Below are 21,727 nucleotides of genomic sequence, written 5' to 3' on the forward strand. Positions count from 1 at the left end.
CCGAAGCGGCAGCCGGGCTCCAGTCGTCCGTGCCCGGCTGTGCCGGCCTGGCAAGCACCGGCGGCGCCATGAGCCGGTCCTTGAAACGGCGATCCTCGTAGCGCGCCTTCTTCGCGCGGATCGGCGGCGTGCCCGCCACCATGACGATCTCGTCGGCGGGCGGGAGCTGCATGATCTCGCCCGGGTTAGCAGCGGTCTGGCGGTCTCGGAGCGCGACACCATCAGATGGCCAAGCCAGGGCGAGAGCCGATGGCCCGCATAGTTGCGCATGGCGCGCATCTCGGGAGCACCTCGGCACGGTTCCGTTCGCGCGATAGAAGCAGCGGTTGGCGATTGAGCAGCATGGAATCGCCGAATTCATGCGCGCGGTATCGATACGCGATGAAGGCTGCGGAGGCCTTGGCGAGCAGAGCATCGTCGGCAAAGGCGCGCAAGAGCTCGAAATGGCTTTCGCCGGGCTGGTGGACGCCCGTGAGAACCGCATCGACCACGCGAAGCCGCGTGCCCCGCGCGATGCGCCCTGTCGCAATGCCATTTCCGGCACGCACATTGCCGCCGGGATTGGCAGCTGCCTCAAGTGCGCGCACTACGCTCGTGCCGATCGCAATGATGCGGCCGCCCCGCAGCTTCGCCCACGCGACCTGCGCCGCGGTGCGCCCAGGGATGCGGTATGGCTCGTCGAAGGGAAGGCGCGAGTCGAGCGCGGGATCGCCGGTAGAAGAGACGCCCGCAGCATGCGTGAGTGTTGCAAAGCCAATGTCGTGCCGACGCCAGGCTTGGAGCGTGCGCCAGTCGAGCGCGAAGCCTGCCGATGGCGCCTCGAACGCGACCGGCCCGGCGGCAATCTTCGTCCAAACATCCCACAGTGCCAACGGCTCGGGAACATGCGCGTATTGGATCGGCCGGCCGTGCTGCGCCAGTCCTGCAAGCACCGCTGCGCGATTGCCTGGGAAGTGCAATTCGAGAAGGCGTGGATGGTCGAGAAGGCGCTCGACGACGGCGTCAAGCGAGCCGAGCCGGAGGCGATCGCCTGGTGACAGCGGAGGTGGAGGCAGCCGGTCTTCCGTGCGCGTGCGGTGATCGCCCGAGCCGAAGGCAATCGCCACGAAACGGGTTGGATCGGGAAGTGATAGCCAGCCCGCCAGGCGGATCTCGATCGCCTCACCGCTTGGGACATGCGTGCCGTGCAAGCTGGCAGGCAAGGTCGCGGCGTCATTGGCGACGACCAGATCGCCGGGGTTGAACAGCGTCGCGAGTCCAGCTCGCGGCAGGTCGCGCATCGTGCCGTCCGCCTCGACGACGAACAGCCTGGCGGAGCGCTGATCGGGACGATCGGCGGCAATCATGCATGTGCTCCGGCGAGACGCGTAGAGCGGACCGGCAACGCGTCGAGCATCTTTTCGATGATCTCGGCAGCTGCCTCCTCGGGGCGCTTCAAGGTCGCCGGATCAGCATCAGGGATCGCGAGCGCGTGCAGTGGGGTGTCCATATCGCCGGGGTCAAGTGCGAGGAGCCGGATGCCGTCTGCTTTCGCCTCCTCGTCCCAAATCGCCGTCAGATGGGCAAGAGCGGCCTTGCTCGCGCCGTATGCTCCCCAGCCGGGATAGGCGTTCACCGCGGCGTCGCTGGAAATGTTGATCGCCATCGCGCCACGGCCGCCGCGCGCGGACGCCGCAAGCGCACCGAAAAGAGCCTTCGTCAGCCGGAACGCGCCGACCAGGTTGACGGCGAGCGCTGTTTCCAGCTCCTCGCACTCAGTATCGGCGAGGAGCGCCAGAGGGACAGGGCCGAGGCTCGAGGCATTGTTGATCAGGACGTCGAGCCCGCCGAGGCTCGCGGTTACCTGTAGCGCGATCGAGTAGGTGTCCTCCTTCTTGCCGACGTCGCCGACAACGCCGTGCGCGCCCGTCTCGTCAGCGATGCGTGCGACGTTCGCGGCGGTGCGGGCGACGAAGGCGACGCACGCATCCTGTGCGGCAAGCTGCCGCACAAGCGCCAGTCCGAGACCGGACGTGCCGCCCGTGACCGCCACGCGAAGTCCCTGAAGTTCGATATTCGTCTGCATTGCCAGTGCTCCCTTAATCCGTATGCCTCTTGCTACAAGTTAAAGTTAACTTGAAGTCAAGCGGGAATTGTGCTTTGGTTCATGCATGGATTCCATGCTGACCATCACCGACGTGTCACGGCGCAGCGGCGTCGCCTCATCGGCCCTGCGCTTCTACGAGGAGCGCGGGCTGATCGCGTCCGAGCGGGCCGGCTCGGGACACAGACGCTACCCGCGATCCGTGCTGCGCCGGATCGCCTTCATCGTCTTCGCGCAGCGAATTGGGCTGACACTTGAGGAGATCGGCGCCGAGCTGGCCAAGTTGCCGGCCGATCGCGTGCCGTCGCGTCGGGATTGGTCGCGGTTGTCGGGCCAGTGGACCAAGCGCATCGACCAGCGCATCGCCGAGTTGCAGCGCCTGAGGTCGGGGCTTACCGAGTGCATCGGTTGCGGCTGCCTGTCGATGGACCGGTGTAGCCTTGCGAACCCTGCCGATATGGCAGGACGCAAGGGGCCGGGGCCGAGGTATTGGCTGGGGTGAGTTGACAGCCTGCCTGTCCCTATTGCAGAACTCGGCAGCGCAAGACTTCGCCAAGTGCGAGACGCTGCGGCCCCGGTAAGGTCAGGGCGCGGCGGCCCTGATGTCAATTCAGGAATCGCGCTGAACCGGACAGCTCCTGCATTTGTCTCAAAACCGCGGTCAACAAAGGGTCAGAACAAGAGCTGCTCAAAATCGACGCGATGGAAGGCTCCCGCTCCACCGGGGTTGGCATCGTTAGGATGGACAAACCGGGAGCGTAAGACTCCTGCGGCGGATTTGATTCGTGATCGTCGCGCAGCCGTACCAGCAGTGCCGCCCGCAGGCCCGCTGCATCTCTTCCGGCGATCCGATCGCCTGTCGCGAGCGACTCAGGTGCTCTTCAGGGTCCCGTTCATCCCTTCCGGATAGAAGCCGCCCTTGCTCACGCCGTCCTTATCGGTGAGATAGACGATCCGCAGCACTTCCTGCGGCGTCCTGGTGAACGCGATGGCGTCGGGCGTCGAAGGAACGAAATTGGCCTTGCCATTCACCTGGATGCCCTGGTCCTTGTCTTCCGGCCCGTCGATCTTGTCTCGTGCGTCCGAGACGGCATTGGCGGCCTTCCAGGCTTTCTCTCCCTTCCGGTACAGTGTGGAACGCGCCATTCCCATGTGGTAGGCCTCGACCGCCAATATGCCGGCGGCGGCGGCGAGAAACTCCTTGTTCTTCAGAACCGTCGCGGCACCGGCATAGGCGGTGACGCCGACATCCTCGAACAGCATGCCGCCGAGAACGAAGTTCGTTTCGTTGCCGAAGGGATCGAAGTCCCGCCCGAGGCCCGCTGCCTCCGCAACCGCCTTGAACCCCGCATCGAAATCGATGGCCGGCCTGTCGACTGCGTTCTTTGCAAGCGTCTTGCGGTAGAACCGGACATGCGCGAGTTCGTTTTCAGCAACCTCTTGCATGAATTCGCCGATGGCGGGTGTCTCGAAGGACACTTTCTTTCCGCCGACGACATCGCCGGGTTTCGAACCGGCATCGGCGGCGTCGATGCCTTTCCCGGTGGTGCCGCGAAGGTAGTATTCGGCCTCCATGTATTCCAGGTTGAGCGCAAAACGGAAGATGTCCTCGTCCTGCACTTCCTCCTTGGCATAAGCGCGCGAAACCGGCGCCAGGCCCGTCGTGGCGGCGAGGCTGGCTCCCAGCCCAAATTGCAATGCGCGGCGACGGGAAAGGTGGAGTGAAGGGATGGCACGTATCATGGCTTCCTCCAAAAGCCCGCCGGCACCACCGTTGGCACCTTATCGCGGGCCACGCGCCCAACTCCGCCATAGGCGAAATGTTCCTGTAAAGGTCGGACTTTGCAGGGGTCGTGCTCCGGATCAATGGCTTTTTGGGCGCGTAACGTCGGAGTTGGCATCGACTATTTGTGACCAAGCCTCGAGTCTAGACATTGAGGTGACACATTATGAGCCGGATAAGCTACGCCCGCGTCGGAACTGGGAGAAACGTCCGCTATCGAACGACCACTTTTCATTCGCGCGGTGAAGCTGCGGAACATCAAAAAGCTGCTCAAGCTCGATCGCAGAAAAGCGCTGCACTTGGTTTGGACCGAACGAGATTGCCGGAAGGTGTGATGCCAGATAAAGCGGGCAGAGGTGCAGTCGCCTCGACGCTGTACTTTTCGTCGCGTTATCAAGCCGGTCCGCGATCCCGGTTGCACTCGCCGCCAAACCGGAACCCTGGCCACGGACGAGACAGGCAAGCCTAGCTGGCGGGCCGCCAAGGCAAGCGAAAACCGCCAAATAGAGCCGGATCTAATGTGGGTATCGAGTTTGACCCAGCTTCACAAAACCCAGAAAGGCCGGCGTATTCTGCAGATGATTGACCTCAGTCGCCGGCCCCCGATCCAGCTGCTCCAGTTCGTGAAGAATATCGACAGGAGGACCAACCGTGACGTTCATGATGACCGCCGTTCCGGCCGAGCTCGATAGAGGATGATCCGTCCCGTCGGCAGAACCTGGGTGAGGAAATCAAAATCGCGGACGTTGCCGGTCAGCACGCTCGCACCCAACTGACGCGCCTGCAGGAACACGAGGGCGTCATTTAGGAAGCGCCGCTCGTGCCCCTCCCTCTTGGGCAGATTGCTCAGCCGGAAGAGCAAGCCAGCCAAGACCCCGGCCTGTCCCCAGATCGCATCGTCCGGTGCATGAAGTCGGTAGTCCGGAATGTCCTCTACCGTGGCTTCAATCGTCTCGAGGACAGCTTTTGTGGATGCATGCTTAGGGTCCAGCCGACCAAAGGCTTGGGTCAGCTCAGACAGGCAGGCAGCGGAATGGTGGCATCGGCGATAGGTAAGCAGCGTATCGACTTCAACCGGCGATCGTCCCTGCAGGACATCCAGATAGACGCTCGTATCCAGAAACAGCGGTCCCCCGATCGCAGGTTCGTCAGCAACCCATGGGAGATCGTCGTCGGCCCTGCGCTTCAGCGTTCCGTTGTGCTTTTGGGGCTTTAGCGATCGGAGCGTTTCGGAAAGATCAAACCCCAAGATCTATGTCCGCCGGGATACTGCCCTTACGTCCGACCAGGCGGGCGCCAAAGTCATCTTCGAGGGCCAGGCGCGACAGCGCCAGTTCCAACAGCTCCGTGTCCGAGGTGACATGGGCGCGCTTCTTGGCCGCCTCGATCAACTCCGCGGGCACCCGCGCCGAAAGACGGGTATTCTTCGCGGCGCCGAGGAGGCCGGCGGCTTTCGCTTGCTCCAGTACAAGTTTATTGCGGGTCGATGCGACCGTTGCTTCGCTTTCTGCAGCCGTCCGTGTCTGCGCAGCCATGAGAACCTCCTGTGTTGAACAGAATATAGATTGCGTTGAACGCATAGGCAAGGCTTAGTAGCCGCTGGCCGTCGGGACCATCGCTCCGGCATGATCAAACGGACATCTGATGCTTTCGCACTTATCGCGCGCGGTCAGTATTCGGGGCTTGCGACCCAACCCGTGAAGGGCGGAGAAGTCCTCATCGCATTGCAGCGCGACGGGCAGTCCAAGGTCGCCGACGCGCTCTCAAAGGGTGCGCGTTTTCAGCTCTAGCTGGCCCTGCGGCTTGCCGGATATTACGAGTTCGCCCAGTTTCGACCCCTCTGTGCCATTCATTGCCGACGAGATCATGACCTTCGACCATTTCCGGTCCGAGGAGGTTTTCAGGTTGTTTGGTCAGATGGCAAGCGCTGGCCAGGTGATTTATCTGACGCATCACCAGCACCTGTGCGAGATCGCCAAGACTGTTGTTCCCGGCGTTACAATTCACGAGCTCACGTAGTTGGCTGCTGCGGCGTGGGATGAGTTGAGGCTGCAAACTGAAGTAAACGGCCGGGCCGTCAGAAACACACCGCGAAAGGACGGCGAGTGCCCGGCGTCGGGGAACGCATTCCCATCCTCCGCCGGCAAGTCGAAAGCTCCAAGCTGGGCAGCCCGTGCGAAGCCTGGACGGCTCCGGCGCCGAAAAGCCGTTCAAAATGAGCGATGCCCCGCTGGCGCGGATTTGAAATCATTTCAGCTCTCCTCCTGGAGTTCCTTTTCCTGACGAAAATGGTTTGCAATGAAGAGGGCTTTGGCGCTCGCCGGCTCAAACGAGGAACGCGCCTGGCTGATGTCGGTAGGCCTCGTGCGTTCCGGGTGGACCAATCGGAAGCCGACAGCGAGACGGTCCCAGAGATTGGTGGTGCCGGTGAGAAAGGTCAGCTGGGCGAGCTCTTCGTCACTAAAGGGCCGCTGTCCAGGCGAGGGCGGCGTTCGCGCTCGCTGTACAGCGAATCTGCCCTGCGCCAGCCATCGAGCAGATAGAGCCCGCTCTTCCGTCTCGCCGAGCGCGCGAGCGTCCTTGTGTGCATATGAATGCAGTAGGCGCAGCCATTGATCTGGGATGCGTGCATCCTTACGAGCGCGATCAGACTCGGTTCGAGGCAACAGTTGCGGATCGCGTGTTCAAGCGCCCAAAGCGCATTCATAGCGTCAGAAGCTGCCTGTTTCGTTTTCTTGGGTTCAACTCGCATTGTCCTTGTCCCTTCCGGGTTGACGTTCCGCCGTCGCACCGGAAAGACGGCGTTCTTCGTTGCGCAAAATCTGCAGACCCCTCCAGTGCCATTGGCGCGCTATGTCGAGCGGCACCGGCGCTTTTCTGATCGCCTCTGACCGGTTTTCCCGGAACAGGACCGCCAAATGGTGGACGTCCCGCGCCATTGCAGCCTGGTTGGCTTTGGCGGTCAGCCAGGTTCTTGAGCAATCCGCGCGGCGGCGGCTGATGCGCCGGAAGGCAGACGATGCTCGCCAGGCGCAACAAAAATTCTTTATCTAATCGCCGCAATCATGACGCATAAGCTCCAATTGCAGCCGGCGGAAATACCAGAAATCACAGTCAGTATTGAGGCGTGCCGAACCCATATTGCCCACTTGCTGCAAGACCTGCGACACGCGGGTCCGTCCAAAAAATCATGGCTCTACCGGCAACCGGTTCGATCGCTTGATCTGGGCAAGCGCGAAGCTGGACTCGATCGAGGAGACGCCATCGAGCCGCGTCAGCTTTTCCTTCAGGAAGCGCTCATAGGCGTGCAGGTCGCGCACCACCACACGCAGCAAATAATCGCGCTGGCCAGTCATCAGATAGCAATCGACCACCTCCGGCCAGCGCGCGATTGCCGCGTTGAACCGGTTCAGCTCGCTCTCGCGCTGGCGCTCAAGCTTGATCGAGGCAAACACCGAGATCGGCAGATCGACCATATCCTGGTCGATCAGTGCGGCATAGCCGGTGATCACCCCCATATCCTCCATCAGGCGGACCCGGCGGGCGCAGGGCGAGGCCGAAAGGCCGACCCGCTCGGCAAGCTGCTGCGCCGTCATCCTGCCATCGACCTGCAGCGCGGCAATGATCTTTCGGTCGATATTGTCCAGTCGACCTTTTGGCATCGAACGTTACTCCATTGGCTGATATTGGCACAACCAGCTAACGCGGCTGCCAATCTCATGCAAGTTTAGCGACAATTGGCTTTTGCTCAGCCCTAGGATTGAGACATCGCAACCGGGAGTCTTGCAGCATGGACAAACAAAAACTGGAGGCACTTTCGGCACTGGAGAAAAAGGTGCTCTGGCTGTCGACATGGATGATCCATAACGCCAATCACCTGCGGGAAAATACGGACGGCTTGAAGGTTGGCGGACACCAGGCATCCTCGGCGTCGCTGGTGACGATCATGACCGCGCTCTATTTCTCGGTGCTGAGGCCACACGACCGGGTCGCGGTGAAGCCGCATGCCTCGCCAGTGTTTCACGCCATCCAGTATCTTCTGGGCAATCAGACGAGGGAGAAGCTCGAAGGGTTTCGCGCCTTCGGTGGCGCGCAAAGCTATCCGTCGCGGACCAAGGATGTCGACGACGTCGATTTCTCCACCGGCTCAGTTGGCCTCGGCGTCGCGCAGACACTGTTTGCCTCGCTTGTGCAGGATTATCTCGGCGCCCGCGACGAAAGCATGCCCGAGGGCCGCATGGTGGCGCTGATCGGCGATGCCGAGATGGACGAAGGCAACATCTTCGAGGCGCTGCTCGAAGGGTGGAAACACGGCCTGCGCAACTGCTGGTGGATCGTCGACTACAACCGACAGAGCCTCGATGCCGTGGTTCGCGAAGGCCTTTGGGAACGCTTCGAAAACATTTTCCGGAATTTCGGCTGGAACGTCGTGATCCTGAAATATGGCTCGCTGCTCGAAGCCTCCTTCACCGAACCCGGCGGCGAGGCGCTAAAGGCCTGGATCGAGGCCTGCCCGAACCAGCTCTATGCGGCGCTGACGTTTCAAGGCGGCGGCGCCTGGCGCAAGCGCCTGGTCGCCGACATCGGAGACAAGCCGGGCCTGGCATCGCTTCTCGACCGGCGCTCCGATGCCGAGCTCGCCGCGCTGATGACCAATCTCGGCGGCCACGACCTGCCATGCCTGATCGAGGCCTTCGGGACGGCACGCGGCAACGATCGACCGACATGCTTCATTGCATATACGATCAAGGGCTTCGGCCTGCTGCTCGCCGGCCACAAGGACAACCACGCCGGCTTGATGACCAGGGATCAGATGGCGGTCCTTCGTGCCTCGATGTCGATCGGCGACGGGCGGGAGTGGGACGCCTTCGAGGGATTGGCTGTTGGAGATCTGGAGCTGCAACGGTTCCTCGACGCCGTTCCGTTCGCGGCAAAGGGCCAGCGGCGCCGGCACGCCCAGCGCATCGTGGTCCCCGGTCGTCTCGTTGCGGAAGCCAAAGGCAGCGTCTCCACGCAGGTCGGCTTCGGCAGAATTCTGGACGAGATTGCGCGCGCTGGCGGGCCGCTCGCCGACGCGATCGTCACGGCATCGCCCGATGTCACGGTCTCGACCAATCTCGGTCCCTGGGTCAACCGGCGCGGCCTGTTCGCGCGTCAGTCACTTGCGGACACTTTCCGCAGCGAACGCATCGCCTCGGCGCAGAAATGGGAATTCGGCCCCTCCGGCCAGCACATCGAACTGGGTATCGCCGAGAACAATCTGTTCATCCTGCTGTCGGCACTTGGGCTGTCGCATTCGATTTTCGGCAAACGGCTGCTGCCGATCGGCACGCTCTACGATCCGTTCGTCCAGCGCGGTCTCGATGCGCTCAATTACGCCTGCTATCAGGATGCGCGCTTCCTGCTGGTCGCGACGCCATCCGGGGTCACATTGGCGCCGGAAGGTGGGGCGCATCAGTCGATCGCCACACCGTTGATCGGCATAGCGCAAGACGGGCTTGCGGCTTACGAGCCGGCCTTCGTCGACGAGTTGGGCGTCATCATGCGCTTTGCGCTGGATTATATGCAGCGCGACGGCGACGCCGTGCAGTCGGAGCGCACCTGGCTGCGCGACGAGACCGGCGGCTCGGTCTATCTGCGGCTCTCGACGCGCCCGGTCGAGCAGATCGTTCGTCCCATGATGCCACAGCTCGAGCAGGACATCATCGACGGGGGCTACTGGCTGCGGGCTCCGGGTCCCAATGCCGAAGTGATTGTTGCCTATACCGGCGCGGTTGCGCCGGAGGCCATCGAAGCTATCGGCATGATGGCAGAGGACCGTCGCGACGTCGGTCTTTTGGCCGTGACTTCGGCCGATCGCTTGAACGCAGGCTGGACAGCGGCAAGTCGCGCGCGCGAACGCGGCCTCGTTCACGCCAGGAGTCATATCGAAAGGCTGTTTGCCGATCTCCCTGCGCATTGCACCATCATCTCCGTCACCGACGGTCATCCGGCGGTACTCGGCTGGCTGGGTTCGGTGTACGGCCATCGCACGCGCAGTCTCGGCGTCGAGCATTTTGGCCAGTCAGGGACTATCGGCGACCTTTACCGCCACTTCGGCATCGACGCCAATTCCATAGCCACAGCCGCCGACCGGATTGCTGGTGGGCGCCCCATCCGCCATCTGCGCGCGCTGGATTGATGCTGACGACATTCTGTGGCCGAGGCCTGATCGTGGATCTGAAATCATGCCACTCGCTGCTCGGGTAACGCAATATCTGAACGGCGCGCCTCTGTCGGACCGGGCTAGTGCTGAAGCCCGGTGATCATGGCGACGATCTCGTTCTTGTCGGTCTCGCTGGTCTTGCGCACGCCGATCTGTTTGCCACGTCGCAGAACACAGATCCGATCTGAGAGCCTGAACACCTGGTCGAGGCTGTGGCTGATGATCAGCACGCCGATATTGCGCTGCTTCAGCGACAGAACAATCGTCTCGACCTTGGCGGTCTCGGCAACGCCGAGCGCGGCGGTTGGCTCGTCGAGCAGGATCAGCTTGCTTGCCCAGTGCGTGGCGCGCGCGATCGCCACGCCCTGGCGCTGGCCGCCCGAAAGATCGCGGATGGTGGCGTGAGCCGATGGGATGCGAACGTCGAGATCCTTCACCAGCTTTTCGGTGTCGTCGATCATCCGGCGTCGGTCGAGCAGGCCGAAGCGGTTCACCGGCTCGCGGCCAAGAAACATATTCATGTAGACGGTCTGCTGATCGGCGAGCGCCAAGTCCTGATAGACCACCTCAATTCCGTGGGCGCGCGCCATGGTGGCGCTCGACATTGCCACCGCCTGCCCCTCGATGATGATCGTCCCGGATGTCGGAGCATGCACCCCCGTCACGATCTTGACCAGCGTCGACTTGCCGGCACCGTTATCGCCGACCAACGCCACTATCTCGCCGGGATAGAGCTCGAGCGAGAAATTTTCGATTGCCGTGAGGCCGCCGAAATTCTTGCGGATGTCGCGCAGCTGCAAAACAGGGGGCGTGCCGGTCGTGGTCGCGTTCATCACTTGCTCCTAGACAGGCCAGGCAGCGGTTTCGCCAAAACCGTTTTCGATCGTTTCGACTTGGGGCGCCCCCTTTGAGACACCGGAGATGCCGACCACGTAGGCGCGGGTCACGAACGCCTGGCCGCGAAAGCCGAACACCGCCGTGTCGCCGGAGCGTGGCGCATTGGCGCCGCTAGCGTCAATCATTGCGTAATAGTCGATTGCCGCAGGCGGCGGCACCTCGACGCTTCTGAGCGCGGCGGCGGCCGTGGTGGGTTCTGCGGACACGATTGCCTTCACCTCATAGTCCGGAAAGATCGGATCGATATAGAAGCCGCCACCCAGGCAGTAGGCTTTGCCGCCAGACAAATGCGAGATCTCGGTCAAATACAGAACGGCAGGGAGCTCCGGCAGATCTTCCATGACGTGCAGCGCAGTGGTGCCGGCCAAGCCATTGCCCGGTTCACATTGCGTGGCGCCGGCTTCGGCCAGCGCGCCAAGCAGGACACTCGACGTTGTGCCGGGCGCGTTCACCTCTATGTCGCTGCGACCGGACTTGGCGAGCGCTTCGGCAGCTCTGCCCAGTGTCGCCAGATTGTGTGTCGGCAGGACCGTTCGCGTGGTCTGGTCGAACAACAGCGCCGGGAAGGTGGTGATGCCAGCGAACCGTCCGCCGTCGAGACCATCCAGTTTTTCGGCGACCGCGGCGATATCAGCCGCCTCAAAACCACCTTCGTGGCCGCGGTAGAAAACGTCACCATCGGCGCGGATGCGGGCAAGCAGGTTTTGCGTGTACCCGGCGAGCCTTGCGCCGGCAGCGGCTTCTTCAGCCTTGGTGTCGTTGAAGACGGTCCAATAGTCCGGCCTGAACGTTTTGGCCGCCGCATTGGCCTCGTGCCTTGCGATCTGCTGCAGGTGGCCAAGATGACCGAGCCTCAGGCCTGCTCTGTGCGTTGCCCGCGCGCAGGCCATGTCGACGGCGACGGCCTGATCGATGCCACCACGCTTGAGCGCATGGCAGAACGAACTGGCGCGGCCGACCTGCTTGGTCATGGCGAAAATCTTCAGGCCGAACCGGTCGGCCTCGCGCTTCAGGACCCGGGCATTGCTTTCGACGGCATCGAGGTCGAGCACATAGGAATTAGCCGGCAGCTTTCCTTCCTGGTGCAGGCGCATGGCGCTTTCTATAAAGCTCGGATTGCGGCGCCGCAGAACATCGAGGAACATGACAAAACTCCTTCAACGGGACTTTTCGCGCAGCGATACGGCGACGGCCGCAAGAATGATCAAGCCGCGCACGATCATCTGGTCGGAGACGGACAGGCCCATCAGGATGAGGCCGTTGTTCAGCATGCCCATCATCAGCGAGCCCACCAGCGCACCGACAATCGATCCCTTGCCGCCGTTAAGCAGGGTTCCGCCGACAATGACGGCCGCTATCACCGTCATAAGGTCGGTTTCGCCGAGCGTGTATTTCGCAGCCTGCAGCCGGCCCGCATAGAGCAGCCCGGCAAGGCCGGCGAGCCCGCCGCTTGTGGTCAGAACGGCAAGCCTTATCTGCGCCACGCTGATGCCGGAAACACTGGCGGCACGGCTGTTGTCGCCGGTGGCCAGCACATGGGCGCCGAAGCGCGTCTCGCGAAAGATGAGATGCGCGATCGCAACGGCAATTACCGTCCACCAGATCAAAGACGGAACACCCAGCAAAGAACCCGAGCCGAAGAAACCGGTGAAGGCGTCGTTGGTGACCGGGATCGACCGCAAATCGGTCATCGAGCGAGATACGCCGGCAAACAGCCCGAGCGTCGCCAGCGTTACCAGGAATGAAGGCAACTTGACGTAAGCCACGAGGGCGCCGTTGAGAAGGCCGATCAGCAGGCCGGCGCCGAGGCCGGCCAGCACCCCAGCCACCAAGCCGTAGGCGTTTATCGCCACCGCGGCGGCAAGGGCTGCCACGGCAACGATCGAACCTATCGAAAGATCAATCTCGCCAGCCGACATGACAAAGACAAGGCCGATCGCCATGATCGTCACGGGTGCCGTCTGCAGCACGATGTTCGACAGGTTGCGGACCGTCAGAAAACCGCTGTCCTTCAGTACGATCGCGAAGAACAGAAAGATCGCCAGAAATCCGAGATAGACGACATATTGCTGCAGGTTGAAGCGGCTGACCAAGCTCGCTGCCCGGCCGGGGCTGGTGTTGACACTCGACATTCTCACTTCCTCCGGCGGGGCGCCATTGTCCGCCGCTATTTCATGGCGGCCGCGATGGTCGCGGGCACGTCCTTGTTGAGGGACCGCTTCCACCCGTCCTTGACAGTGTCCTTGGTGACGGCGAGGGAATCGACCACGATGAACGGCGCGGCTTTCTTGCCGATCAACGAGGCGGCCGTGGCGCGCGCCAGCGTCACGCCGATGTCGTAGGCTTCGTCTGCGATGAGTGCCGCAACGTTGCCGCCTTTCACCATGTCCAGTGCCGCCGGTTCGTTCAGGTCGAGCGTGACGATCTTGGTGTGGCTGTTGCCGGCCGCCCGCAAAGTGGACAGCACGCTAAGCGCCGGCTCAGCCCAGGTGACATAGATACCGTCGAGGTCCGGGTGCTGTGTGATCATCGCCTGCGCGATTTCCTCGCTGCGCGCGGGGTCGGCCATTCCGGCCTCGGCCACGATCTTCATGTCGGGATAGTCCTGCTCGATCGTGTGCTTGAATGCTCCGTCACGCTGGTTGGTGACGTAGAAATCGGCATCGTGAAAGATGTAGCCGACCTTGCCCTGCTTGCCGAGCGCGTCGGCCATTGCGATCCCGGCCTTGTTGCCCATCTGGAAAAGGTCGTCCGAAACGATGGTCACATAATCCTTGTCGTGAACGTAGCCTGCCGGCGAATTGTCGACGAATCCCAATTTCACGCCGGCCTGGCGCGCAGGATCATAGACGGTGGCCGCACTTGCGGGATCGACCGGTAGGGACAGTATAATAGAGGGCCTTTTGGCGAGTACTGTCTCGACGTCGGATTTCTGACGGGCCGCATCAAAGCCGGCGTCGGTCTGAGCGACGACCGTGATGCCGAGCCGCTTCAACTCGTCCTGGGCGCCGCTGTTCACCGCGTTGGTGTATTCGCTCATCTCATGCCAGACCAGCGCGGCGGTGTATTTGCCGTCCTTGATCTGCTGCTCCTCAGCTGGTGTGAGCACGACGCTCTTTGCCGGCGTCGGCTTTTCCCCGTTCGGTCCCGTGGTGGTGCCCTCGGCTGCGAAGGCGTTGGCAGCGACGAGTGCTACCAGTGCCGACAACATTCCAATTGCTATGCGCATGTCGGTTCCCCTTGTTTTTATGATGTCGGCGGCCCTGATTGGCCGCCGGGCATTGCCCTGTCATTTGGCCGCGTCGAGCACCGATTGCGGCGCGTCGCGGTTCAACGAATCCTTCCAGCCCTGCGCAACGTTCTGCTTGGTCACGGTAAGCGCCGGGGCAACGACGAAGGCCGGGGTCTCCTGGCCGAGCAGCGCCTTGACGCCGACAGCGGCCATGGCGCGGCCGAGCTCATAGGCCTTGTCGGCCACCAGTGCGGTCACATTGCCGCCCTTGACCATATCGAGCGCCACCGGTTCGGCGAGGTCGAGCGTGACAATCTTGGTCTTGGTGTTTCCGCTTGCCCGCAAGGCCGACAGCACGCCGTCGGCCGGTTCGGCCCAGGTGACGTAGATGCCGTCAAGATCGGGATGCTGCACGAGCATCGCGCTGGCCAGCTCTTCTGCCCGCGCCGGATCGGAGATCCCCTGCTCGGCGACGATCTTGATGCCGGGATAATCCTTCTCGATCGTTGTCTTGAAAGCCTGGTCGCGCTGGTTCGTCACATAGTAACTGGCGTCGTGGAAGATGTAGCCGACCTTGCCCTTGCCATCGAGCGCCTTGGCCAGTGCATCGGCCGCCTGCTTGCCCATCTGGAACAGGTCGTCAGTGACGATGGCTGCATAGTCGGTTCCGTGCTTGTAGCCTTTCGGCAGATTGGAAAGGAATACCAGCTTGGTGCCGTCGGTGAGCGCCTGACGGAACGCCTCGGCCGAAGTGACCGGATCGAGGGGCAGTGACAGGATGACGTTTGGCTTCGCCGCGAGCGCGGTTTCGATGTCGCTGCGCTGGCGCGCGGCGTCAAAGCCCGCGTCGGTGGTGGCGACGATTTGAATGCCGGCACGGGCAAATTCATCCTTGGCACCGGACGTGACCGCATTGGTGAAGTCGGAGGAGGTGTGCCACAGCAGCGCGGCCTTGTAGCCCTTCTCCTTTACTGCGGCCAGGTCTGCATCCGACAATCTAACCTCGGCGCTGGGTGTCGCCGTCTCGCCGCTCGGTCCCACTGTCTGTGCGCCGGCTCCACCGGCCATGAGCATCAGGCTACCTGCAAGTGCTGTAGCAACAAGTCTGTCTATCAGCATGATAGTTCTCCCATTTTCGCTCTCAGTTGTCCTTCATTCCGTAACGCCGCAATACTCCACCATGAACCGGGCGAAGCCGACGACGCCGGCCAGATATTCCTCGACATCGACGTGTTCGTTGAAGGTGTGGCAGTTGCGAATGTCGCCTGGCGCGCAGTACACGGCGGGGATGCCGAGCCGGTTGGTGAAAAATGATGACTCTGACCAGAATGGCGCGCCTTCGATGGCGCCGCGACCAGCCATCGATCGGGCCATGGCGGCAGCAAGAGCGCCGACCTCCGGCCTGTCAGGTGCAATCTCGGCGGCGTTACCCCCGAGCGGATGATCGCGACCGGCCGGATAGGCGAACGCCAACATGATTTCGGGATCGGTGACGGCGCCGCGCACCACTGCCTCGATTTCGGCGGCGGCCTCGTCCAGCGACTCGCCCGGCAACAGCTTGCGGATCAGCGACAACGTGCAGCGTTCGGGCACCGCGATGTAGCCGCCGCCCGCAAGCCCGGTGATCAGCAGGAAGCCACGCCCGATCAGCGGGTGCTCGGCTCTTGTTGCAACATCTTCCGAATGCTTCCACAGCGCGCTCATGACGGCGTGGCTTGCACGCAAGGCATCCTTGCCGAGTTCGGGTACGCCGAAATAGGCTGATCGTCCGGTGATGGTGATGTCGGTAATGAAGAAGCCAATTTGGGCCGGATAAACCGAAAGGCGGGTAGGCTCCACATAGACGACGAAATCGGGCGCCACGACTTCGCCTTTCTCGATGCGGCCGACGAAGTCCTTGATGCCGGCGGAGACGCCGGTTCCAGGCTGGCCGCTCTCCTCGTCGCCGACGAAGGCAAAGGCAACGTCGCCGGCCAGTTGGATGTCGGCGGTGTCGAGCAGAGAGAGTGCCGACAGCGCGGAGCAGATGCCGGCCTTGAGGTCGCCGGCGCCGCGGCCCCAGATCTGCCCGTCGATCATTGGCGCGGCAAACGGATCCTGCCTGGCGGTGCCAGCCCAGTGCTCGCGCCAGCCCTCGACATGGACCGTATCGGTGTGGCCGATGAAGAGCAGCCGCTTGCCGGCGCCGGCACCTTTGCGCTCACCCCAGACGTTGGGCCGGCCGGGCGCGAATTCCGCACGCCGAATTTCGCTCAAGCCAAGCACGCGCATGCGGTCTTCAAGGAAGGCGACAAAATTTTCTTCGTGACCGGTTATGCTTTCGCGGCCGATTGCCCCCTGCAGAAGCTCAACCGCTGCGTCCCAATCGAGGGCGGCGCGCAAGCGGGTGGTGATGTCCTTTGAGGCGGTCATAGCGTGGCCTCGCGCAGCACGGCCGAACTGGCTGGGGGAAGCGAAATGCGTCCGTCGGGCGCGTCGACGCCGAACAGTGTGTTGTGCAACTGGCCGAGCCCGATCGCGGCAGCGCCGATGAGCGCTGCCCGCGACCCGAGTTCGCTGGCCTCAACGGCGATAGGGTAGGGGAAGCAGCGCGGCAGCAGGTCCCTAACGCGCAACAGGATTTCCGGCCGCAGCCCGATCGAGCCGCCTAGGACGACCTTTTGCGGATTGGCAATTGCCGCTATGGCCACAATGCCTTGTGCGAGGTAGCGCGCGGTTTCGTCAAGTACCGTCGCGGCATGCCTGTCTCCAGCGGATGCACAGTGGAAAATCGTCGGCACGTTGACGATGTTGCCCGTCAGCGTTGCGTAGCGTTCAACCATGGCGCTGGTTGCGACCACGCGCTCGAAAGCGCCGGCGCGCAACGATGTCGGCGCGAATGGATCGGCGCCAATCGGCAAAAAGCCCATCTCGCCGGCTGCATTGCTGGCGCCCCGCACCAGATTGCCTCCAACCATGAGGCCGCTGCCGATACCGGTACCCAGCGCAATGAAGGCGAGGTTGTCGATACCCCGGCCGCACCCCTGCCAGTTTTCGCCGAGCACCGCCAGATTGACATCGTTCTCGATCACCACATGAAATCCGAATGCGTGCTCGAAAGCGCCAACGACATTCATCGTGCCAAAGCCGGCAATATTCGGGGCAAGCAGGACGCGGCCCGTCTTCTTGTCGGGTGCACCGGGAACACCAATCACCGCCAGCCTTATCTTTGTGCGCGAGATTCGGTGCCTCTCGGCCGCCTGAAGCGCTAGATCCACGATCTGGTCGACGATGAACTGTCCGCCCCGAGGATCGGTCGGCGCCGTTTCCTCCGCGAATATCTGGCAGGCAAGATCGGTGAGCGCGACCCGGACTTTGGCGCCGCCGAGGTCGACGGCCGCGATGTAGGCCGCGTCAAATACGAGTTCGTAAGTGACAGCCGTGCGTCCGACATGTCCGCTCGTGCGCCCTGTCTCCTGCACCCAGCCTTCCTGCTCGAGTGTCCTGACGATCTCGGAGATTGTCTGCTTGGACAAGCCGGTCTGCTTTGCGATCGAAGCGCGCGAGATCGGCCCACCTTGCACGATCGCCTCCATGACGGAGCGCTGCGAGAACTGACGAGAAATGCGGGGCAGGTCGTTCAACAGCAGCTCCGATTAATTCGTTCTATGACCGAACTTAATAATCATTTTCGACGGCCGTCAACTGGCCGCTCAAAAAGGGGGTTTGTACACCGGGGAAAAACAGCAGCGCTGGCGATCTAACGTCCCGCTGAAAAGCAGGTCTGTGGGTGCGTTGGTCTTGGTTTTGTATGTGCTCTCGCTACTACGATTGGCAGGGTACACGGTCGCTCGTTCGTATTTTCTATGACGCCCCGCCCCTAATGCGCCATCTCTATTTCGAATTTGATCCTAGCGTGTAGCAAAACCTGGCCCGTCTCGGTGCGAACGATCATCGTAAAGTCGCGGCTAGATCCGTCCGCCTTGTCTTTTACTATCGCCGCCAGAGCCTTTGCTGCCTCGAGCCTGGCGGATTCGACGTCCGGCAGATCGGTACCTTGATCGTCGGGGTACAGTTCGTTCGCATCTGCGAAGTCGAAAAAATATCGCGGCATTGCCGATAACGCCGATTTCAGTTGGTCGGTCTCGGTCGGAAATGTCCTCGTCTATGTGAGACGCCCCCGCCGCGACGCCTCATTCGCATCGAGTAAAGACTTGGCGGCTTGGGTCAGGCGAGTGCGATTATTTGCCGTAGGCCTTGATCGCTTGCTCACCTGGCTCGGCGAAGCGCCGTTTCCCGCGCGAAATATTCGACCTCGTAGCTACTCATCCGCCGACACGGTTGCGGTCACTGAAGTCTCGCTTGCTGTTGTCGTCGCCCATTTTGTGCCTCCAAAGGCTTGGCTCATTTGCAACGCGATGCTGAACGTTTTGTTGCTAGCGACGTGCGGAATCATCTTTGTTAGTTCTGGCTAATATAATCAGGTCGCCTAGAATCGAAGAAGTGCGTAAATTGTAAGTGCCGGCTCCGGCCCGCTCGGTTCATTCCGCCGATGGAACGCAAGCTCGTCGCCAAGCCGCCCGAAGGACGACGGGTGGTCTCACGAGGTCAAGTTCGACGGCTATCGCTCCAGATTGTTATAGACGCCGGCGGCGTTCGCATCTCCACCCGCCGCGACGTCGACTGGACGTCGAAATACCGCGACGTCGCCCGTAGTGCCAAAAAACGGTAGACGTCGAGAACGCCATCATCGTCGGCGAAATCATGGTGCTCAATGACAAGGGCCTATCGGGTGCAAGATCAGCGAGATCGACTGTCTCGTGCTCGAGCACGATACGCCAACAAACCGCCTCGACGATTTAGTGCGGGCCGGAGCCAGTCTCGCAAAGGCCCTTCAGCCTTTCTGATGCCGATTTGCGGCAATTCAGCCTGTCAGATTTGTAACACTGGAACCGTGAAGTCGCCGCGCAGAGGGCTAGGTCCATCCGCCATTTGCGACGAATTCTTGCGACGAACAGAGCGCACTATCATCACTGGCCAGGAACAGTGCCATCGCTGCAATATCTTCGGGCCGAATGCGCGCTCGAATGGACTGTATCGCGTCAATCTGGGCTTCTCCTTCCAGAGTCGGATGTGCGCGCCTCTGTTTCTCCGTCATCACCCATCCCGGAAGAAGCGTGTTGACCCGGATGTTGAAAGGACCAAGTTCTCGAGCCAGCCCCTTTGTCAGGCCGTGCACGCCAGCCTTGGCGGTCATGTATGTGGGGATGTTCGACGCTGTACGCGCGCTCAACGATCCAAAGTTGATGATCGACCCGCCTCCGAGACGCTTCATCTGCGGGATAATAGCCTGTGCAGCGAAGAACATCGGCCGCAGGTTGACTGCCATCCTGTTGTCGCGTCTGTCATTGGCGACATAGTTGATGAGAACTGAAATATCACCGAGGTCTCTCCTGATGCGCTCTATCGTCATCTGGAGCGCATCGATATTGCGGATGTCACATTCGATGAACACCGGGGGAAATACGTGCTCGCACAGGGACGTCACAAGCGCCTCAGCCAAAGATTTCTCGATATCCACGAAGGCTACCTTAGCTCCTTGCCAGGAAAATCCTTGGACCAGCGCTGCGCCAATACCAGAGCAGCCTCCGGTGACAAAGATGACCTTGCCCTTGAGCGAAGGGTAGCAGGCTGAGTTTCTTCGAGAATGTCTTCCCTGCATGAGAATCCGCGTCCACTTTGTGGATGATGGAGAAGCGAAAGGACATGCTTGCCCCAAGCATGGCCAGTCATTCACACCGTCACTGTCATGCCACCGTCCACGTAGAGCGTGTGCCCGTTGACGAATGAGGAGGCGTCGCTGGCGAAAAACACTGCAGCCCCGATGAGTTCTTCAACATTGCCCCATCGACCGGCCGGCGTGCGCCGTTCCAGCCACGTGGAGAACTCGGGGTCCCGACCAAGTGCTTCGTTGAGCGGCGTCTTGAAATAGCCAGGCGCGATGGCATTGATCTGCAAACCATGTTTTGCCCAATCCGCACACATGCCTCGAGTCAGATTTCTGACAGCCCCTTTTGTCGCCGTGTAGGGCGCGATACCCGGACGAGCCAATTCGCTCTGAACAGAGGCGATGTTGATGATCTTTCCGCGACCGCGGCCTATCATGCCTTTGGCGACGGCTTTGCTCACATAGAAAATGCTGGAGAGATTGGTTCGAACAAGATCGTCCCATTTCTCTTCCGGGAAATCCTCCAATGCTGATCGATGCTGGATGCCGGCATTGTTGATGAGAATGTCAATCGAACCGATCGAGGTCTCAATCCGCTCGACCCCGTGTCGCGCAGACAGGGCATCCGTGACGTCGAAGGCCGCCACCTCCACCGACAGACCGTCCTTGAGCAGGTCTGTGGCAGCGTCCTTCAACAACTGTTCACGACGACCGTTCAGGACAACCAGGGCACCACACTCCGCCAGGCCACGGGCAAGCGCCAGGCCAATGCCCTGGCCCGAGCCTGTAACCAGGGCAATCTTGCCGTTGAGGTCGAAAAGCCATCGCATCTGCATTTCGCTCTTCGATCAGGAAGCGTAAGACACTGGCGTCGCATGCCAGCCGTCCTTCCGCTTGTCCCAAAAAGCTGTTCTCAGCCGCGCGGAAATCGGACCCGGTCGGTCGTTCCCCAGGATCCTTTTTCCAAGACGGCTTACCGGCATAATGCCGCCAGCCGTAGTCGAGAAAAAGATTTCGTCGGCGGCTTCGAATTCGTCGCGGCAGAGATCCCGGACCTCACAGCGAATTCCAAACTCGTCGCACAGTTCCAGAACTGTTCTTCGAGTGATACCTTCCAGCGCACCGCGTTTCGGCGTGATGACCTTGCCATCTATGACGGCGAAGACATTGAAGCCCGGTCCTTCCGTGACGTTTCCATCACGATCCAGTAAAATGCAGGTTTCGGCGCCTTGATCGTGCGCCTCGAAATTCCCGCGCGTCAGGTCGCCCCAATGGAAATTCTTGATTGTCGGGTCGAGTGATTCCGGCGCAATCCGTTGGGGGGACGCGATCATTGCGTGCACGCCGCGTTCCTGCTGCTCGGGGGTGAATACCCACACCCAAGGCATGACATGGCAAATCAAATAACTGCGGCCGTTTATGGGATGAAGCGGCACGCCGCGCGGCGGGCGGGAGCGGACACAGTCCATCGCCACATAAGCCTCGCGCAACCCGGTACGCCGCACCAGTTCGGCGAGAATATTCTTGATCTCTTCGTCGCTTTCCTTCGGATTCATCCGCAATTTCGTCATCGAGGTGCGAAAGCGTTTGACATGATCGTCGAGCCGGAAGAATGCGCCGTAGTAGACGCCCGCGACATCGTAGGTAACGTCGGACCGGCGGTAGCCCCATTCGGTGATACCGAGCTTGGCATCCTTGAGAGGCATGAATTCACCATCAATGTAGGCCGCGCCAGCGGACCAATCGACGTCTGTCATCGTAGTTCTCCTTGACCTGAAAATCGTGCCCGTTGTCGGGCAGCCTGACAAGAAACACCCGGC

Annotated in this window: 21 protein-coding genes and 2 pseudogenes; 4 read left to right on the top strand and 19 right to left on the bottom strand. The window is 61.5% G+C overall.

The window, feature by feature from the left end:
• Nucleotides 1-16: 16 nt before the first annotated feature.
• The 3 genes and pseudogenes from NKJ15_RS16375 to NKJ15_RS16385 form a co-directional block, all read right to left on the bottom strand.
• Nucleotides 17-288, bottom strand: a pseudogene (locus tag NKJ15_RS16375) (type IV secretory system conjugative DNA transfer family protein); the annotation flags it as partial.
• Nucleotides 222-1,346: an S-adenosylmethionine:tRNA ribosyltransferase-isomerase gene (locus NKJ15_RS16380; protein ID WP_352816244.1), complete on the bottom strand. Its 1,125-nt coding sequence runs from the start codon at nucleotides 1,344-1,346 to the stop codon at nucleotides 222-224. The pseudogene NKJ15_RS16375 and the gene NKJ15_RS16380, both read right to left, overlap by 67 nt.
• A complete protein-coding gene (locus tag NKJ15_RS16385; protein ID WP_352542311.1) occupies nucleotides 1,343-2,065 on the bottom strand; it encodes an SDR family NAD(P)-dependent oxidoreductase in 723 nt (240 codons plus the stop codon). The genes NKJ15_RS16380 and NKJ15_RS16385 overlap by 4 nt, the downstream gene beginning before the upstream one ends.
• Nucleotides 2,066-2,159: 94 nt before the next feature.
• On the opposite strand from NKJ15_RS16385, the gene soxR reads away from it, so the two are divergent.
• Entirely contained in the window at nucleotides 2,160-2,585 is a 426-nt protein-coding gene (gene soxR, locus NKJ15_RS16390) for a redox-sensitive transcriptional activator SoxR (protein ID WP_502895522.1), read from the top strand.
• 368 nt (nucleotides 2,586-2,953) lie between these two features.
• Here soxR and NKJ15_RS16395 read toward each other — a convergent pair whose 3' ends face one another.
• The 3 genes from NKJ15_RS16395 to NKJ15_RS16405 all read right to left on the bottom strand — a co-directional run bounded on the left by NKJ15_RS16395 (nucleotide 2,954) and on the right by NKJ15_RS16405 (nucleotide 5,401).
• Nucleotides 2,954-3,826, bottom strand: coding sequence for a ferritin-like domain-containing protein (locus NKJ15_RS16395; RefSeq protein WP_352472952.1), 873 nt, complete (start codon nucleotides 3,824-3,826; stop codon nucleotides 2,954-2,956).
• 698 nt (nucleotides 3,827-4,524) lie between these two features.
• Nucleotides 4,525-5,115 (bottom strand): type II toxin-antitoxin system VapC family toxin, encoded by a 591-nt coding sequence (locus tag NKJ15_RS16400; RefSeq protein ID WP_352542308.1) that lies wholly within the window; start codon nucleotides 5,113-5,115, stop codon nucleotides 4,525-4,527.
• Nucleotides 5,105-5,401, bottom strand: coding sequence for a hypothetical protein (locus NKJ15_RS16405; RefSeq protein ID WP_352542307.1), 297 nt, complete (start codon nucleotides 5,399-5,401; stop codon nucleotides 5,105-5,107). The genes NKJ15_RS16400 and NKJ15_RS16405 overlap by 11 nt, the downstream gene beginning before the upstream one ends.
• A gap of 69 nt (nucleotides 5,402-5,470) precedes the next feature.
• Here NKJ15_RS16405 and NKJ15_RS16410 point away from each other — a divergent pair.
• Nucleotides 5,471-5,885, top strand: a pseudogene (locus tag NKJ15_RS16410) (ATP-binding protein); the annotation flags it as partial.
• Nucleotides 5,886-6,303: 418 nt separating this feature from the next.
• Here NKJ15_RS16410 and NKJ15_RS16415 read toward each other — a convergent pair.
• Nucleotides 6,304-6,618, bottom strand: a complete 315-nt coding sequence (locus tag NKJ15_RS16415) for a carboxymuconolactone decarboxylase family protein (RefSeq protein WP_352816247.1) — start codon at nucleotides 6,616-6,618, stop codon at nucleotides 6,304-6,306.
• 101 nt (nucleotides 6,619-6,719) lie between these two features.
• Between NKJ15_RS16415 and NKJ15_RS16420 the strand changes: the two genes are divergently transcribed.
• Nucleotides 6,720-6,920, top strand: coding sequence for a hypothetical protein (locus tag NKJ15_RS16420; protein ID WP_352816249.1), 201 nt, complete (start codon nucleotides 6,720-6,722; stop codon nucleotides 6,918-6,920).
• Between the two features lie 134 nt (nucleotides 6,921-7,054).
• On the opposite strand, the gene NKJ15_RS16425 is transcribed toward NKJ15_RS16420, so the two are convergent.
• On the bottom strand, nucleotides 7,055-7,528 hold the full coding sequence (locus NKJ15_RS16425) for an Lrp/AsnC family transcriptional regulator (RefSeq protein WP_352542306.1): 474 nt from the start codon (nucleotides 7,526-7,528) through the stop codon (nucleotides 7,055-7,057).
• Between the two features lie 128 nt (nucleotides 7,529-7,656).
• On the opposite strand from NKJ15_RS16425, the gene NKJ15_RS16430 reads away from it, so the two are divergent.
• Nucleotides 7,657-10,047 (top strand): thiamine pyrophosphate-binding protein, encoded by a 2,391-nt coding sequence (locus NKJ15_RS16430; RefSeq protein WP_352816251.1) that lies wholly within the window; start codon nucleotides 7,657-7,659, stop codon nucleotides 10,045-10,047.
• Nucleotides 10,048-10,151: 104 nt separating this feature from the next.
• Here NKJ15_RS16430 and NKJ15_RS16435 read toward each other — a convergent pair whose 3' ends face one another.
• From NKJ15_RS16435 to NKJ15_RS16485, 11 genes are all read right to left on the bottom strand, one after another.
• Nucleotides 10,152-10,904 (bottom strand): ATP-binding cassette domain-containing protein, encoded by a 753-nt coding sequence (locus tag NKJ15_RS16435; RefSeq protein WP_352458022.1) that lies wholly within the window; start codon nucleotides 10,902-10,904, stop codon nucleotides 10,152-10,154.
• 9 nt (nucleotides 10,905-10,913) lie between these two features.
• Entirely contained in the window at nucleotides 10,914-12,113 is a 1,200-nt protein-coding gene (locus tag NKJ15_RS16440) for an alanine racemase (protein WP_352542304.1), read from the bottom strand.
• Between the two features lie 12 nt (nucleotides 12,114-12,125).
• A complete protein-coding gene (locus tag NKJ15_RS16445; protein ID WP_352542303.1) occupies nucleotides 12,126-13,100 on the bottom strand; it encodes an ABC transporter permease in 975 nt (324 codons plus the stop codon).
• Between the two features lie 35 nt (nucleotides 13,101-13,135).
• On the bottom strand, nucleotides 13,136-14,197 hold the full coding sequence (locus tag NKJ15_RS16450; RefSeq protein WP_352542302.1) for a substrate-binding domain-containing protein: 1,062 nt from the start codon (nucleotides 14,195-14,197) through the stop codon (nucleotides 13,136-13,138).
• Between the two features lie 60 nt (nucleotides 14,198-14,257).
• Nucleotides 14,258-15,319 carry a substrate-binding domain-containing protein gene (locus tag NKJ15_RS16455; RefSeq protein WP_352472940.1) on the bottom strand — a complete coding sequence of 354 codons (1,062 nt, stop codon included), beginning with the start codon at nucleotides 15,317-15,319 and terminating at the stop codon, nucleotides 14,258-14,260.
• 33 nt (nucleotides 15,320-15,352) lie between these two features.
• On the bottom strand, nucleotides 15,353-16,612 hold the full coding sequence (locus NKJ15_RS16460) for a M20 family metallopeptidase (RefSeq protein ID WP_352542301.1): 1,260 nt from the start codon (nucleotides 16,610-16,612) through the stop codon (nucleotides 15,353-15,355).
• Nucleotides 16,609-17,823 carry an ROK family transcriptional regulator gene (locus NKJ15_RS16465; protein ID WP_352542300.1) on the bottom strand — a complete coding sequence of 405 codons (1,215 nt, stop codon included), beginning with the start codon at nucleotides 17,821-17,823 and terminating at the stop codon, nucleotides 16,609-16,611. Before NKJ15_RS16465 ends, NKJ15_RS16460 begins: the two co-directional genes overlap by 4 nt.
• 236 nt (nucleotides 17,824-18,059) lie before the next feature.
• On the bottom strand, nucleotides 18,060-18,293 hold the full coding sequence (locus NKJ15_RS16470) for a DUF6894 family protein (protein ID WP_352542299.1): 234 nt from the start codon (nucleotides 18,291-18,293) through the stop codon (nucleotides 18,060-18,062).
• Nucleotides 18,294-19,154: 861 nt separating this feature from the next.
• On the bottom strand, nucleotides 19,155-19,901 hold the full coding sequence (locus NKJ15_RS16475; protein WP_352542298.1) for an SDR family NAD(P)-dependent oxidoreductase: 747 nt from the start codon (nucleotides 19,899-19,901) through the stop codon (nucleotides 19,155-19,157).
• 71 nt (nucleotides 19,902-19,972) lie between these two features.
• Entirely contained in the window at nucleotides 19,973-20,737 is a 765-nt protein-coding gene (locus NKJ15_RS16480) for an SDR family oxidoreductase (RefSeq protein ID WP_352542335.1), read from the bottom strand.
• A gap of 18 nt (nucleotides 20,738-20,755) precedes the next feature.
• Entirely contained in the window at nucleotides 20,756-21,664 is a 909-nt protein-coding gene (locus NKJ15_RS16485) for an aminotransferase class IV (RefSeq protein WP_352542297.1), read from the bottom strand.
• Nucleotides 21,665-21,727: the final 63 nt, after the last annotated feature.

This window comes from Mesorhizobium sp. M0207, assembly GCF_040321995.1.
Taxonomy (GTDB): domain Bacteria; phylum Pseudomonadota; class Alphaproteobacteria; order Rhizobiales; family Rhizobiaceae; genus Mesorhizobium.